At 71.5% G+C, this 13,989-nt stretch carries 16 protein-coding genes; 8 read left to right on the forward strand and 8 right to left on the reverse strand.

Annotated features, from left to right (window positions below; all coding sequences use genetic code 11):
- Positions 1-37 precede the first annotated feature (37 nt).
- Both IE212_RS29835 and IE212_RS29840 read right to left on the reverse strand, forming a co-directional pair.
- Positions 38-679 carry a response regulator gene (locus tag IE212_RS29835; RefSeq protein WP_190201072.1) on the reverse strand — a complete coding sequence of 214 codons (642 nt, stop codon included), beginning with the start codon at positions 677-679 and terminating at the stop codon, positions 38-40.
- Positions 676-1,869: a sensor histidine kinase gene (locus tag IE212_RS29840; RefSeq protein WP_190201073.1), complete on the reverse strand. Its 1,194-nt coding sequence runs from the start codon at positions 1,867-1,869 to the stop codon at positions 676-678. Before IE212_RS29840 ends, IE212_RS29835 begins: the two co-directional genes overlap by 4 nt.
- A 152-nt stretch (positions 1,870-2,021) precedes the next feature.
- Between IE212_RS29840 and IE212_RS29845 the strand changes: the two genes are divergently transcribed.
- Positions 2,022-2,600 (forward strand): hypothetical protein, encoded by a 579-nt coding sequence (locus IE212_RS29845; protein WP_190201074.1) that lies wholly within the window; start codon positions 2,022-2,024, stop codon positions 2,598-2,600.
- Positions 2,597-2,785: a DUF5708 family protein gene (locus IE212_RS29850; protein ID WP_190201075.1), complete on the forward strand. Its 189-nt coding sequence runs from the start codon at positions 2,597-2,599 to the stop codon at positions 2,783-2,785. Before IE212_RS29845 ends, IE212_RS29850 begins: the two co-directional genes overlap by 4 nt.
- A gap of 7 nt (positions 2,786-2,792) precedes the next feature.
- Here the strand turns inward: IE212_RS29850 and IE212_RS29855 are convergent, their stop codons facing one another.
- From IE212_RS29855 to IE212_RS29865, 3 genes are read right to left on the reverse strand one after another with little or no spacing between them, the layout of a single operon-like run.
- Positions 2,793-3,365: a cob(I)yrinic acid a,c-diamide adenosyltransferase gene (locus tag IE212_RS29855; protein ID WP_190201076.1), complete on the reverse strand. Its 573-nt coding sequence runs from the start codon at positions 3,363-3,365 to the stop codon at positions 2,793-2,795.
- Positions 3,366-3,378: 13 nt separating this feature from the next.
- Positions 3,379-4,128, reverse strand: a complete 750-nt coding sequence (locus tag IE212_RS29860; RefSeq protein ID WP_190201077.1) for an ABC transporter permease — start codon at positions 4,126-4,128, stop codon at positions 3,379-3,381.
- A gap of 17 nt (positions 4,129-4,145) precedes the next feature.
- Positions 4,146-4,928 (reverse strand): ABC transporter ATP-binding protein, encoded by a 783-nt coding sequence (locus IE212_RS29865; protein ID WP_190201078.1) that lies wholly within the window; start codon positions 4,926-4,928, stop codon positions 4,146-4,148.
- 80 nt (positions 4,929-5,008) lie between these two features.
- On the opposite strand from IE212_RS29865, the gene IE212_RS29870 reads away from it, so the two are divergent.
- The 4 genes from IE212_RS29870 (at position 5,009) to IE212_RS29885 (ending at position 9,864) form a co-directional block, all read left to right on the forward strand.
- Positions 5,009-5,650: a TetR/AcrR family transcriptional regulator gene (locus tag IE212_RS29870; RefSeq protein WP_190201079.1), complete on the forward strand. Its 642-nt coding sequence runs from the start codon at positions 5,009-5,011 to the stop codon at positions 5,648-5,650.
- A 126-nt stretch (positions 5,651-5,776) separates the two neighbouring features.
- On the forward strand, positions 5,777-6,625 hold the full coding sequence (locus IE212_RS29875; protein WP_190201080.1) for a 3-hydroxyacyl-CoA dehydrogenase family protein: 849 nt from the start codon (positions 5,777-5,779) through the stop codon (positions 6,623-6,625).
- 149 nt (positions 6,626-6,774) lie between these two features.
- The gene (locus tag IE212_RS29880; RefSeq protein WP_190201081.1) at positions 6,775-7,098 is read left to right on the forward strand and encodes an STAS domain-containing protein; all 324 of its coding nucleotides are present in this window, start codon (positions 6,775-6,777) and stop codon (positions 7,096-7,098) included.
- A 285-nt stretch (positions 7,099-7,383) separates the two neighbouring features.
- Entirely contained in the window at positions 7,384-9,864 is a 2,481-nt protein-coding gene (locus tag IE212_RS29885) for an ATP-binding protein (protein ID WP_190201082.1), read from the forward strand.
- A 66-nt stretch (positions 9,865-9,930) separates the two neighbouring features.
- Here IE212_RS29885 and nucS read toward each other — a convergent pair whose 3' ends face one another.
- On the reverse strand, positions 9,931-10,602 hold the full coding sequence (nucS, locus tag IE212_RS29890) for an endonuclease NucS (RefSeq protein WP_190201083.1): 672 nt from the start codon (positions 10,600-10,602) through the stop codon (positions 9,931-9,933).
- Between the two features lie 256 nt (positions 10,603-10,858).
- Here nucS and IE212_RS29895 point away from each other — a divergent pair, with 256 nt between their 5' ends.
- Positions 10,859-11,251: an SCO5389 family protein gene (locus tag IE212_RS29895; RefSeq protein ID WP_190201084.1), complete on the forward strand. Its 393-nt coding sequence runs from the start codon at positions 10,859-10,861 to the stop codon at positions 11,249-11,251.
- A gap of 80 nt (positions 11,252-11,331) precedes the next feature.
- On the opposite strand, the gene IE212_RS29900 is transcribed toward IE212_RS29895, so the two are convergent.
- Positions 11,332-12,360: an LLM class flavin-dependent oxidoreductase gene (locus IE212_RS29900; RefSeq protein WP_190201085.1), complete on the reverse strand. Its 1,029-nt coding sequence runs from the start codon at positions 12,358-12,360 to the stop codon at positions 11,332-11,334.
- Between the two features lie 279 nt (positions 12,361-12,639).
- Between IE212_RS29900 and IE212_RS29905 the strand changes: the two genes are divergently transcribed.
- Entirely contained in the window at positions 12,640-12,972 is a 333-nt protein-coding gene (locus IE212_RS29905; RefSeq protein ID WP_190201086.1) for an Rv1322 family protein, read from the forward strand.
- Between the two features lie 6 nt (positions 12,973-12,978).
- Here IE212_RS29905 and IE212_RS29910 read toward each other — a convergent pair whose 3' ends face one another.
- Positions 12,979-13,854 carry an ABC-2 transporter permease family protein gene (locus tag IE212_RS29910; RefSeq protein ID WP_190201087.1) on the reverse strand — a complete coding sequence of 292 codons (876 nt, stop codon included), beginning with the start codon at positions 13,852-13,854 and terminating at the stop codon, positions 12,979-12,981.
- Positions 13,855-13,989 lie beyond the last annotated feature (135 nt).

Below are 13,989 nucleotides of genomic sequence, written 5' to 3' on the forward strand. Positions count from 1 at the left end.
ACCAGTCAATAGGTCTGGACCACCGCACTTGTTCCCGTCAGATCCGCAACTCCTGCGCCAGCACCGCCGCTTGCACCCTGCTGCGCAGCTCCAGCTTCCCCAGCAACCGGCTGACATGGGTCTTCACGGTCGCCTCGGCCATCTCGAGCCGCTCGGCGATGCCCGCGTTGGACAGGCCTTCACCCAGGCAGGACAGCACCTCGCGCTCACGCCGGGTCAGCCGGTCCAGGACGGACGGATCGGCCGCCGGCTCCCGCGCGGGCCTGGCGGCGAACTCCGCGATCAGGCGGCGGGTGACCGCCGGCGAGATCAGCCCCTCACCGCGCGCCACCGTCCGTACCGCCTCCAGCAGCTCCCTGGCCTCGGCGTTCTTGAGCAGGAACCCGGACGCGCCCGCCCGCAGCGCCCCGAAGACGTACTCGTCGAGATCGAAGGTGGTCAGCACCAGCACGTCGGCGAGCCGTTCCGCGACGATCCGCCGGGTCGCCGACACGCCGTCCAGACGCGGCATCTGAACGTCCATCAGCACCAGGTCCGGCCGCAGCTCGCGGGCGAGCGCCACCGCCTGCTCACCGTCCGCGGCCTCGCCGGCCACCTCGATGTCGGGCGCGCTGCGCAGGATGAGGACCAGCCCCGCGCGGACGGCCGACTGGTCCTCGGCGACCAGGACGCGGATCATGGAGTCTCTCCTTCGACGGGGTCGTTGACGGGCAGGATGGCGCGTACGGCCCAGACCTTGCCCTCGGGTGAGTCCTCGGGGCCGGCCGTGAAGGTGCCGCCCAGCAGGGCCACACGTTCCCTCATCCCCACCAGGCCGGCGCCCGAGCCGGGGGCGCGTGGGGCGTCCCGGTCGCCGTACGGGCTGATCACCTTCACGACGAGCGAGCCGTCCCGCCGGGCGAGGGACACGGTGACCCGGCCCGGGGAGGCGTGCTTGAGCACGTTGGTCAGCGACTCCTGCGTGATGCGGTAGGCCGCGAGTTCGACGGGCGCGGGCACCTCGCCCTGTTCGGCGTCCAGGGTGACGTCGAGGCCGTTGGCGCGTGCGTTCTCCACCAGCGGGCCGATGCCGTCGAGCGTGGGAGCCGCGGCCGGTTCCACGTCGCCGCCGCTGTCGCGCAGGATGCCGATCAGCCGCCGCATCTCGGCGAGCCCCGCCACGCTGTTCTCGCGGATGACCACCAGCGCGTCCTGCGAGGTCCTCGGGTCGTCGAGGGAGAGGGCGGCGGTGGAGTGGATGGCGATCGCGGACAGGTGGTTGGCGACCATGTCATGCAGTTCGCGGGCCATCCTGGCGCGTTCGGCGGTGACCGCCTGCGTGCGGTCCATCTCGGCGAGCAGCGCGGTCTGCTCGGCGCGCAGCCGGGCCGCCTCGGCGGCCTCGCGGTGGTTGCGGACGATCAGACCGGTGGAGGCGGGCCCGAAGGTCACCAGGCCCGTGGCCACACCGATCAGCAGCGCCTCGGGCTCACGCCAGAGAGCGAGCGGCACCACGGCTCCGGCCACGGTGAGCAGGCCGGTGATCCGCGGGATGCGGTGGGCCGAGGCGGGCGGCCCGTACAGGACGGCCGCGTACATGAGGTCGGTGTACATCAGGATCGTGACCAGGTTGCCCTGGGTGACGAGGTCCAGGAAGATCGCGGGCGTGCCGATCAGCAGGGCGGTGCGGGGGGCGGTCCGGCGCAGCAGCTCGCAGCCCGCCATGATCACGAGCGGCAGCAGCAGCGGCCAGCGCCCCGGCAGGAGCACGTACACCTCGGTGTGCGGACGGGTGGCCAGGCCGACGCCCCACAGCAGCAGTCCGCCCAGCAGGCCGCCCAGCGCGACGTGGACGTCGAAACGGCGGGGGCGGGGGAGTCCTACGGCCATGGCCCCATCCAACACGGGCGTAGATCCCGGCGCGTGATCCTCGGGGAGGGTCCCCGGCTGCATCCTTCGATGTACCGCGGGTTCGTCAGTCGCGACGACGATTCCGGCCGCGCCGCACGGGAGCCTGAAGAGGTGACCGAGAGGAGCGAACCGTGATCGTCGCCTTGATCGCCGCCTGCGAGATCGGCTTCTGGGTGCTGCTGGCGGCCGGGCTGAGCGCCCGTTACCTGCTGCGCATGCCGCGGCTGGGACTGGGCCTGCTGCTGTGCGAGCCGCTGCTGGAGGTCGTCCTGCTGGTCGCCACCGCGCTGGACCTGAGGAACGGCGCCGAGCCGGACTGGACGCACGGCCTGGCCGCGCTGTACCTCGGCTACACCGTCGGGCACGGCCACCGCACGGTGAAGTGGCTCGACGGCCACGCCGCGCACCGGCTGGGCGGCGCCCCGCCCCCGCAGGGGCCCCCGCGCTACGGAATGCCCCGGGCGCGTCACGAGGGCAGGGTCTGGCTGGGCACGCTGCTGGGCGCCGTCGTCGCGACCGTGCTCCTCCAGCTCGCGATCTGGTACGTGGACGATCCGAGCCGCGTGACCTCCCTGGAGGGCTGGCGCTTCGTGGCCTGGCGTGCGGCCGGGATCCACGGCCTGATCGCGCTGAGCTACTGGATCTGGCCGCGCAAGGCTCCCGCGGGGGAGCCGGAGGAGCGGTTTGAGAAGGAGAGGGCGCACCGATGAGCAAGGCCCGCCGAAACCTGGTGGAAGGCGTCGTGACCTTCCTGGCCGGCCTGGTCCTGCGGCTGTTCACCGGCGACGTGGAGATCCCCGTCGTCACTCTCACGAAGGTGGGCGTGGTGCTGATGTGCGTCGGCGGCGCGCTGACCGCGACGGGCCTGTGGCAGGCGGTGGCGCGAAAGACCTGAGGAACCTCTACCGCTCCCCGCCCGGCACCCACAGCACGTCTCCGACCTCCCTGTTCGCCGTCCTCGCGAGGATGAAGAGGAGGTCGGAGAGACGGTTGAGGTAGGTGGCCGTCAGGGGGTTCATCGTCTCGCCGTGGGCCTCCAGGGCGGACCAGGTCGAGCGTTCCGCCCGGCGGACCACCGTGCAGGCCTGGTGGAGCAGGGCCGCGCCCGGGGTGCCGCCCGGGAGGATGAAGGAGCGGAGCTTCTCCAGCCGCTCGTTGAAGCGGTCGCAGTCCGCCTCCAGCTTGTCGATGTAGAACTGCTCGACCCGCAGCGGCGGGAACTCCGGGTTCTCCGCCACCGGCGTCGACAGGTCCGCTCCCACGTCGAACAGGTCGTTCTGGACGCGGGTGAGGACCTTGACGATCTCCTCGTCCAGGCCGCCCAGCGCGATCGCCGTGCCGATCACCGCGTTCGCCTCGTTGGCGTCGGCGTACGCGGAGATCCGCAGGTCGGTCTTGGCGACCCGGCTCATGTCACCGAGGGCGGTGGTGCCCTGGTCGCCGGTCCTGGTGTAGATGCGCGTCAGATTGACCATGTGGCCAGCGTAGTTACGCTCCGGCCGTTCGGAACACGCGTGTGCCCACTGTCACGGACACAGCCGTGAGCCCGACGGCCACCAGGACGCCGTACAGCATGTGCGCCGTCGCATAGCTGCCGACGTACGCGTCCCGCACCGCGTCCACCAGATAGCGGAACGGCATGAGGTGCGACAGCACGTCCAGCCACGCCGGCCCCAGGGTCATCGGGAGCATCAGGCCGGACAGCAGCATCGACGGCATGGTCAGCGCGTTGACCGCCGGACCGAAACCCTGGGGCGTGTCCAGTTTCATCGCCAGCGCGTACGACAGCGCGGCCAGCGACACGGTGAGCAGCGCGACGAACCCGAAGCCGATCAGTACGCCGGCCAGTGGCGCCCGCAGGCCCAAGGCCATGGCCGCCAGCACCAGCAGCACGGCCTGGAAGACGAACACGGTGGCTTCCCGCAGCACCCGGCCGAGCAGCAGGGCCAGCCGGCTGACCGGAGTCACCCGCATGCGCTCCACCACTCCCTGCCCCTTCTCGAGGATGATCGCGAAACCCGCGAAGGAAGCTCCGAACAGACCGAGTTGGCACAACAGGCCGGGGACGAGGATCTGCCAGGAACTGCCGCGTCCGCCGAGCGGCAGGCCGGTCAGCAGCGGACCGAAGAACACCAGGTACAGCAGCGGCATCAGGACGCCGAAGAGCAGTGCGAAGCGCGAGCGCAGGGACTGGCGCAGGTAGCGGCCGTAGATGAGTGCGGTGTCGTGCAAGAGCATCGGGAGTCCTTTGCGTCCTAAACGGCGACGGGGGTCTGGTCGGCCGGCGGGGCGCTGCGGCCGGTGATGGCGAGGAACGTGTCCTGGAGGGTCGCGCCGATCGAGCCGCCGTACTCCAGCTTCAGCGCGTCCGGAGTGCCCTCGGCGGCGACCACGCCCTGGTCGACGACGACCAGCCGGTCGGAGAGGGCGTCGGCCTCGTCGAGGTAGTGGGTGGTGAGGAAGACGGTCGTGCCGTGCTCGTCACGCAGCCGGCGCACCAGGTCCCACAGATCGGCGCGGCTGCCGGGGTCGAGGCCGGTGGTCGGCTCGTCGAGGAACAGCACCTTCGGGCGGTGGGTGAGCGCCATCGCGATGTCCAGCCGACGCCGCTGCCCGCCGGAGAGCGCGGCGCACTTGCGGTCGAGCAGCTCGACGAGGTCCAGCTCGCGGGCGAGTTCCTCGGCCCGCTCGACCGCCTGTGCCTTGGTCAGCCGGTACAGACGCCCCTGGGTGACGAGTTCCTCCCGCACGGAGATCCGCGGGTCGACCCCGCCGGACTGCGCCACATAGCCGCAGGACCGCCGCACCCCGGCAGGGTCCGCCGCCAGGTCGTGGCCGGCGACGGTGGCGGCACCGCCGGTCGGTGCCAGCAGCGTCGTCAGCATCCGCAGGGTCGTCGTCTTGCCGGCCCCGTTCGGGCCGAGGAAGCCGAGGATCTCGCCCTCGCGCACGGTCAGGTCGATGCCGCGCACGGCCTGCACGGGGCCGTGCTTCGTCCGGAAGGTACGGGCCAGACCGGCCGTACTGATGATTGCCATGCCGCCCAGAAAAGCAGAGTAACTTAAAGTTTGCAATGACCCCAAGTTTTATTGGACCCCAGGGAAGCTAGGATCCGGACATGGCAGAGGGGCTCAGGGAGCGGAAGAAGCGCGAGACCAGGCAGCGCATCTCGGACATCGCCACCGGGCTGTTCCTGGAGCACGGGTTCGTGACGGTGACGATCGCCGACGTGGCCGAGGCGGCCGAGGTCTCCGTCAACACCGTCTACAACTACTTCCCGGCCAAGGAGGACCTCTTCTTCGACCGCTCGCAGGGTGTCGTCGACCGGCTCTCCCGCTGGGTGCGCGGCCGGGACGCGGGGGAGTCGGCCGCCCGGGCGGTGCTGCGCGAGCTGCGCGCTGAGATCGAGGCCGTATCGCCCCGGATGGGCCTCATCGAAGGCTATGACCGTTTCATGCGCTGCATCGACGAGGCGCCGCCGCTGCGCTCCCGGCTCTGGAGCATCCAGCAGGAGGTCCAGGACAACCTGGAGGCGACCCTCCGGGAGGAGACGGGCGCCGAGGGCGGTGACCCGCTGCCGACGCTGATCGCCGGTCAGATCTGCTGGGTCCACGGCACCGTCTTCGTCGCGATCGGCCGTGAGATGGCCAAGGGGCGCAACCCGGACGAAGTGTCACGAGAGATGCTCGTCCTCCTCGACGACATCGAGGAGCTGTTGAGCGAGAACGTGCTCAACTACGCCGTCCGGGAAGCCGAGTGACCCCTGCCGGTGTGATGTCCGTCATGTGAGACGTGACGCGCATTACTTACTGGTCACACACGCCCTCACGAGCGCTAGTGTCCGCCCGAGAGGCAGACATATACAGAGCGTCAGGGGAGTCGCACAGTGGCACGGAAGCTCGCCGTCATCGGAGCCGGCCTCATGGGGTCCGGCATCGCCCAGGTCTCCGCGCAGGCGGGCTGGGACGTCGTCCTGCGAGACGTGACCGACGAGGCGCTCAGGCGGGGCACCGACGGCATCAAGGCGTCGTACGACAAGTTCGTCGCCAAGGGCAAGCTGGAGGCGCACGACGCCGACGCCGCCCTCGCGCGCATCACCGCGACCACCGACCTGGACGCCGCGGCCGACGCGGACGTGGTCGTCGAGGCCGTCTTCGAGAAGCTCGAGGTCAAGCACGAGATCTTCCGCGCGCTCGACAAGGTCGTGAAGGACGAGGCGATCCTGGCCTCGAACACCTCCGCCATCCCGATCACCAAGATCGCGGCGGCGACGGAGCGCCCGGAGCGGGTCGTCGGCACGCACTTCTTCTCGCCGGTGCCGATGATGCAGCTGTGCGAACTGGTCCGCGGATACAAGACCAGTGACGAAACCCTGGCCACCGCACGGGAGTTCGCCGAGTCGGTCGGCAAGACCTGCATCGTCGTCAACCGTGACGTCGCCGGCTTCGTGACGACCCGTCTCATCTGCGCCCTGGTCGTCGAGGCCGCCAAACTGCACGAGTCGGGCGTGGCGAGCGCCGAGGACATCGACCTGGCCTGCAAGCTGGGCTTCGGCCACGCCATGGGTCCGCTGGCGACGGCGGACCTGACCGGCGTCGACATCCTGCTGCACGCCACGAGCAACATCTACACCGAGTCCCAGGACGAGAAGTTCGCGGCTCCCGAATCGATGCGCCGGATGGTTGACGCCGGTGACATCGGTCGCAAGAGCGGGCAGGGCTTCTACAAGCACTGAAACCGCACACACCCCGGGGTCATCACACCCCGGGGTGAATTCGGTATCGGTTCGCTTACAAGAAGCAACCTCTGTCTCGTCCACGCAGTCAGAGCTTGCATCACCCACATCAGAACGCGGAGCACGATTCGCACGCACGGGGAGCGCATATGTACATCAGGGGCGACCACGCCGGGCTGGTCGTCGGGGGCCGCCTCGACGTCCGCAGCGCGGCGGACGCCCGTACGGTCCTGCACTCGGCCGTCGACGACGGCGTCGGAGACCTGGTGCTGGACCTGTCCGAACTGGACTCCTGGGACGCCACCGGACTCGGCGTGATCATGGGTGCGCACCGACGAGCCGGCCGCTGTGGCCGGCGCCTGGTCCTGCGCGGCGTGCCGCCGCAGATGCAGCGCCTGCTGGTGGCCACCCGCCTGCACCGGATCCTGGCGATCGAGGGAGGCATCGGGGTGGAGACCTTGCCCAGGGTGTGATCGTGCGGGTGTGAACCGGTCCACCGGGGAGACCCGGACGGACGAGGCCGGATCGTGCGACGAGTCATGCGACGAATCGTGCGAGACACGCAATCCTCATGAGACCGTGACGTCTCGGACGGCGCGGTACCCCGGACTGTCGTAGATACTGTGCGAAGGTTTAGGGTTCGGCTGCCCGCTGCCATGCCACCCTTCGAGCGGGCCCGGACCAGAAGCGACAGCGCGGTGTGCAGCAAGGCCGGGAGGGCTAGCAGGGCACACACACGCTTTTGGGGGGCTTGACCTATGGACCCGAACACCCCGGCACCCGAGGAGCACGGCCACGGCGGCGACGTTACCGCGCCGCGCCAGCGTCCGCCCCGGGATTCCCTCGCACCCGACTTCAGCCAGCACGCGCCGGCGCTCGCCCGCACGGTGCGGCTGGTCTCCGGCGACTTCCTGCTGACCGTCAACCCCGTCGACGGCAGCGAGATAGAGGCCTGCCCGCCCGCCGAGCGGCCCGCCCGCCCCGTCAAGCTCGGCCCGGCCGAACGCGCCGAGGCCGAACGCGCGGCCCTGCCGCCCGTCCCGCCGGGCCCCGCCCAGCCCACCCTGCCGCTGCTCGCCCGCCAGGACGAACGCGAGCAACTGGTGCGCCTGCTCGCCCGTGGCCGCACCGTCCGCCTCACCGGCCCCGCCGGTTCCGGCCGCACCCGCCTGCTCGACCTGGTCGCCGAGGACTGCTCGGACCTGGCCCCGGACGGCGTCGTCCGCCTGAACGGCTTCGGACGCACCTCCGGCGAGCTGCTGTACGACCTCTTCTACGCGGTGTACAAAGCGCCCCTGAACCGCCCGGACAGGGACGAACTGCTCACCCACGTCCGTGAGATCGGCGCGGTGGTCGTCCTCGATGACCTGGAGTTCGGTGGGGCCGCGCTCGACGAACTGCTGGAGGCGACCCCCGAGTGCGCCTTCCTGCTGGGCGCCACCCCGGACGTGCCGGCGCCCTCCGCCGGTGCCGCCGTGGAGGAGGTCGTCCTCGGCGGCCTGGAGCGCGCGGCCGGACTCGACCTGCTGGAGCACGCCGTCGGCCGGCCCCTCACCGAGGAGGAGTCCAACTGGGCGGGTGACCTCTGGTTCGAGTCGGAGGGCCTGCCACTGCGCTTCGTCCAGGCCGGCGCCCTGCTGCGGCAGCGCGACCGGCTGCGCGCCGGAGCCGGAGCCGTCGACGAGTTCGGCGTCTTCGAGGACGCGCCCCCCGCCGACGGGTACGACGCCGCCGAGGAAGACGAGGTGCCCCTGCCCTCGCTCGGTGAGGCCGCCGCCCCCGCGCCCCTGCTCGCCGCCCGGCTCAGCGCGTCCGCCCGCGCCACCCTCCGGTTCGCGGTCGCCCTGGGCGGCGAGGTGCCCCACCAGGCGCATCTGCCGGCCCTGGTCGGCGACACGCACGCTGATGCCGCGCTCGGTGAACTGGCCGCCTGCGGCCTGGTCTCCGCGGTCGGATCCCGCTACCGGCTCGCCGCGGGCGTGCCGGCCCAGCTGGAGGCCGCCGGATACGCCGACGAGGCCGAGGCCGGCGCCCGCAGCGCCGCCCAGCACTACTCCTGGTGGGCCGGGCACCCCTCGGTCACCCCCGAGCGGGTGTGCGCCGAGGCCGACGCGCTCCTCGCCGCCCTGGCGGTCCTGACCCCGCTCACCGGTCCGCCCGCCGACGGCGAGGACAGCCCGGGCCTGCGCCTGGCGCGCACCGCCGCACCCGCGTTCGCCGCCGGGCTGCACTGGAGCGCCTGGGAGCGGACCCTGCGGGCCGGCGCGGAGGCCGCCCGGCTCGCCGGGGACGTCGCCGAGCAGGCCTACTTCCATCACGAGCTCGGCATCTTCGCCCTGTGCGGTGGACAGCTCGACCGGGCCCGTGCCGAACTGGAGGCCTCCGTCGGTCTGCGCGGCGCCCTCTCCGACAAGCGCGGCACCGTCGCCGGCCGCCGTGCGCTCGCCCTGGTCGCCGACCGCTCCGGTACGCCGCTGAGTCTCGGGCCGACCGCGGGGGAGGAGGTGCCCGACGCCCGGTACGAGGAGTCGGCGTCCCCGGCCGGGGGCGTTCCGGCGGCCTTCCCGACCCTCCAGCAGCCCTCCGCCCCGGACCTGATCACCCACCGCTCCTCGTCCGGCCCCGCACACAAGGGCCGGGGCGGGCTCCAGGGCCTGGCCCGGCGCAACCTCGTGGCCGCCGGAGCCGGTGCCCTGCTCGTCGCCGTGCTCGGCACGGTGGTGACGCTCGGCGCCACCTCCGACAAGGACGCGAACCCGCCGTCCGGTCAGGTCGGCGTCAAACCCTCGGCCAGCCAGGGGCCGAGCGACGGCGGTCTGGGCGCCGACCGCCCGGTGAACGACAGCGACGGTGACCCGGGCGTGGTGACCAGCCGTCCGACCGGCCCGGGCCCGGACGGCACGCCGGACGATCCGGCACCGAGTGCCGGCGAGTCGACGGAGCCGTCGGGCTCCCCGAGCGGTACGGGGAGCCCCAGCGGCCGTCCGTCGCCGACCAAGTCCCCGACGAAGCCGCCGTCCTCGCCGACGAAGCCGCCGTCGTCCCCGACCAAGCCGCCGACGGATCCGTCGACGCCGTCCACGCCGACGCCGACCCCGACGAACACCGGGCAGCCCACGCCGACGACGACCCCGCCGACGACCAGCCCGTCCACGTCCGACTCGGCCAGCGGCCCGGCGCCGAGCAGCCCCGCCGACTCCGCGAGCGCGTCACAGAGCAGCGCGGACCCGGTGATCTGACACCCCTGCACGCGGCAGGGCCGGGTCCGTTCCACGGACCCGGCCCTCTTCGTCGTGCGGAACCTGTCAGAACAGCCGCAGCTTGTCGTCCTCGATGCCGCGCAGCGCGTCGTAGTCGAGGACCTGGCAGCCGATGCCCCGGTCGGTCGCGAGGACACGGGCCTGGGGCTTGATCTCCTGCGCGGCGAAGATGCCGCGGACGGGGGCGAGACGGGGGTCGCGGTTGAGCAGCTCCAGATAGCGCGTCAGCTGCTCCACGCCGTCGATCTCTCCGCGTCGCTTGATCTCGACGGCGACGGTCCCGCCGTCGGCGTCCCGGCACAGGATGTCGACCGGCCCGATGGCCGTCGGATACTCGCGGCGGATCAGGGTGTAGCCGTCGCCGAGCGTCTCGATACGGTCGGCGAGCAGTTCCTGCAGGTGCGCTTCCACGCCGTCCTTGATCAGGCCGGGATCGACGCCCAGTTCGTGCGAGGAGTCATGGAGGACTTCCTCCATCGTGATGATGAGCTTCTCGCCCGCCTTGTTGATGACGGTCCAGACGCCCTCGTCCTCGCCCGTTCCCTCCTTCAGTGTGCAGGGCGGCGACATCCAGTTCAGGGGCTTGTAGGCCCGGTCGTCGGCGTGGATCGAGACGCTGCCGTCCGCCTTCACCAGGATCAGGCGCGGGGCCGAGGGAAGGTGGGCGGTGAGCCGCCCGGCGTAGTCCACGGAGCAGCGGGCAATGACGAGACGCATGGTCGGCAACGCTACTCGACGGGCACCTGTCGACGCGATTCGCCCTGGAAAACACGTGTTCGGTAATGGCCGATTGTGTGCACGGTGTGCTCATTGGGAGTGTGTCATCTGCGCATTCTCCTGGTGCCGCCCCCGCCGGTTGCTTACCGTATGAACGGGAGGTCGCGACCTGTGTACGCAGCGTGTCCGGTTTCGCGAACTCCCTTGTCTGTCCGGCAACCCCTGCCCGCCGGGCGGGGGTGCGAGAGGAGTACTCATGTCGCTCGACGTCTCACCGGCCCTACTGGAACAGGCCGAGCGAGGCGAGGTCGACGAAGCCGAATTCGTCGACTGCGTCCGGACCTCCCTGCCCTACGCGTGGGAGATGATCAGCTCCCTGGTGGCCCAGCTGAAGGTGGACGGCGGTGCGTTCGCCGACAACCAGACGCCTCCGCCGGACGAGCAGGCACGCGGTCAGCTGCTGCGTGCGCTTGCGAGTGACGCGATACGCGGCGCGCTGCAACGGCACTTCGGTGTGCGGCTGGCCTTCCAGAACTGCCACCGGGTGGCCGTGTTCCCCCTTGACTCCTCGGTCGACGAGAAACTGGTCCGCTTCACCTCGGTCCGCAGTCAGGTGCTGAACCAGTCCCCCGAGTTCCGAGACTGCTGAGGCGCCGCCTGCTTGCCGCTCCGTACGCGGGAGGTGCGCTTTTGTACCGGAGCGGCAAGCCCCCAGGACTCACCGCGCCTTCAGACCAGTTGGGGGAGCACCTCGGCCCCCAGCCGCCGTACGTTCTCCTCGGTCGCCGCCAGGTCTCCGGAGCCCTCCACGAGCAGGGCGAAGCGGGAGATGCCGGTCCGCTCGCTGGTCGCCGCCAGCCGGTCGGCGCACAGCCGCGGGGTGCCCACCGGGTGCAGCCCGCAGAGCAGTTCGGTGTACGCCAGCGGGTCGCGCATCCGGCGCGCGCGCCCGTCGACCGTGACGTGCGCTTCCAGTCCCTGCTTCAGCCAGCCCGGCATCGCCTTCATCAGCGTTTCCGCCGCGTCGACCCGCCGGTCCGCGATCTGGCAGACGCCCGCCGACACATGGGACGCGCCGAGGATCTCCTCCGCCGGCCGGCCGCAGGCCCGCGCGTGCTGCCGCCACAGGGCGACCATCTCGGCCTTCTCCTCGTCTCCCACATGCATCCCGAGCAACATCGACAGGCCGCGCTCGGCGGCCAGCCGCACACTCGCCGGTGACGTGCAGGCGACGACGACCTCCGGCCCCGCGACCTCGTCCAGAGCCTCCGACGGCCGGGGCACCACCGGGACTTCCCGGAAGCGGAAACGCTCCCCGTCGGCCGCGACGGACGGATCCCGCAGCCAGCGCACCAGGAGGTCCAGGGACTCCGGGAACCCCTTCTCGTACGCCTCCAGACCGGCGCCGAACACCTCGAGATCGACCCACGGGCCGCCGCGGCCGACCCCGAGCGTGAAACGGCCGCCGCTCGTGTGGTGCAGCAGCGCCGCCTGTTCGCCGAGGGTCACGGGGTGGGCGGTGGGCAGGACGCTGACCGCCGTACCGACCCGGATGCGGCGGGTCCGGCCCAGGAGCCAGGCGGCCAGTGTGACGGCCGACGGACACGTGCCGTACGGCACGAAGTGGTGCTCGGCCAGCCAGACCGTGTCGAGCCCGGCCTCCTCCGCCACCTCGGCCGAGCGGACCGCGCGGTGCAGCGCCTCTCCCTCACCCTGACCGGGGAACTGGGCCGCCAACACGAAACTTCCAACGCGCATTGCTTTTCCTGCTTCCTTGGCTCCGACACGGAGCTCCCCCACAGCGCATAACCGTCCGACACGTGCCGAGGACACGGCCGGGCGGAGTACTTTGCGGATTGTCTGCAGAATCGGCGGTGTTCCACGCGCCACTGCCGCGGCACCATGGGGCGACCCGGCGGGGAGGCCGCCTCGCCCGACGGGGGGACTTGGGACTGTCGGTGGCGTACGTGTACCCCCGTCCGCGCCGCGTAGGCTGGACGCGGCCCGTGCTCCCTGTATAGCCCCGAGAGGTGTCCCGTGTCCCCGCGTCGCAACCGACCCAAGGGTGCCGGTTCTTCCGGCCGGAGCGCCGAGGACGACCGCCCCGGACGCTACGGCGGCTGGCAGGCCTCGGAGGACTGGCGGGGCGAGAGCTGGAACGTGCGGCACGTGGCCGGCGCGAGCGCGCAGGGCAAGGCATACCGCTGCCCCGGCTGTGACCAGATGATCCCGGACGGTGTGCCGCACGTGGTGGCCTGGTCCGAGCACACGGGCGTCGACGACCGCCGGCACTGGCACAAGGCCTGCTGGAACGCGCGGGACCGCCGCACCCCGGGGGTGCGGCGGTCCCGTAACGCGCCGAGGTTCTGAGCGGACTCAGACGTCCCGCTTCTCCAGCAGCGCGAAGGCGGCGGCGTACGCGACGGCCGTCACGCCGAGCATGATCCACAGCGGGTCCCAGCCGGACGGGCCGGACTCGCTGAGCGAGGCGGCGTAGAAGACACTGAGCTGGCTCGGGATCGAGTACTCGAACAGGGCGTCACGCACCGCCCTGAGGGACTCCGAGAACATGAACAGCGCGATCACGAGCGGAGCGAGCACGGCACCGACCATGAGGGTGATGGCGCCCGCGGAGTGCCGGATGACCGAGCCCATGGCCAGCGACAGCAGACCCAGCAGGGCGACGTACAGCGCGACCCCGACCGTGCCCTTCAGCCATTCCCCGCCGGACGGCGACTTCACGCCGTCGCCCTCCAGCATGGCCATGTGCATGAAGGCGACGAGGGACACGGACACCAGCGTCATCACGAACGCGACCAGGAAGAACACCACGGCCTTCGCCGCCAGCACCCGGCCGCGGCTCGGGCACGCGACCATCGTGGTGCGGACCATGCCCGTGCCGTACTCGGAAGCCGTGGTCAGCACGCCGAGCGTGATGATGCACATGCTGCCGAGCAGCACACCGAAGAAGCCGAGGCCGAGCGGGCTCTCGCCCTCCAGAGTTGGGTCGGAGTTCGCCACCACCACTCCGGTCAGGGTGCCGATGCCGACCACGAGCAGGACGAACACGCCGAGCGTCCACATGGTGGAGCGCACCGACCTGATCTTCGTCCACTCGGAGGCGATGGCGTGCCCGAGGTGGGTGCGCACGACCGGGATCGGCGAGGTGTAGCCGGGGTACGTCGAGCCGGCACCGGGCGCCGCCTCCCAGCTGGGTGCGGCCTGCGGCATCTGGGGCTGGGAACTGCTCATCGGGCGTCCTCGGGCTTGGTCAGATCGGAGGTCGGTGCGGAGCTCGGCGCGGCCGGCTGGGCGGGGGCGGCGGGCGCCGCGGGCGGCTGGGCCTGGCCGGCCGTGCCGGGGGCCTGGGGCGAGGGCTGCGCCGGC

It is taken from the genome of Streptomyces djakartensis (assembly GCF_014651075.1).
Taxonomy (GTDB): Bacteria; Actinomycetota; Actinomycetes; order Streptomycetales; family Streptomycetaceae; genus Streptomyces; species Streptomyces djakartensis.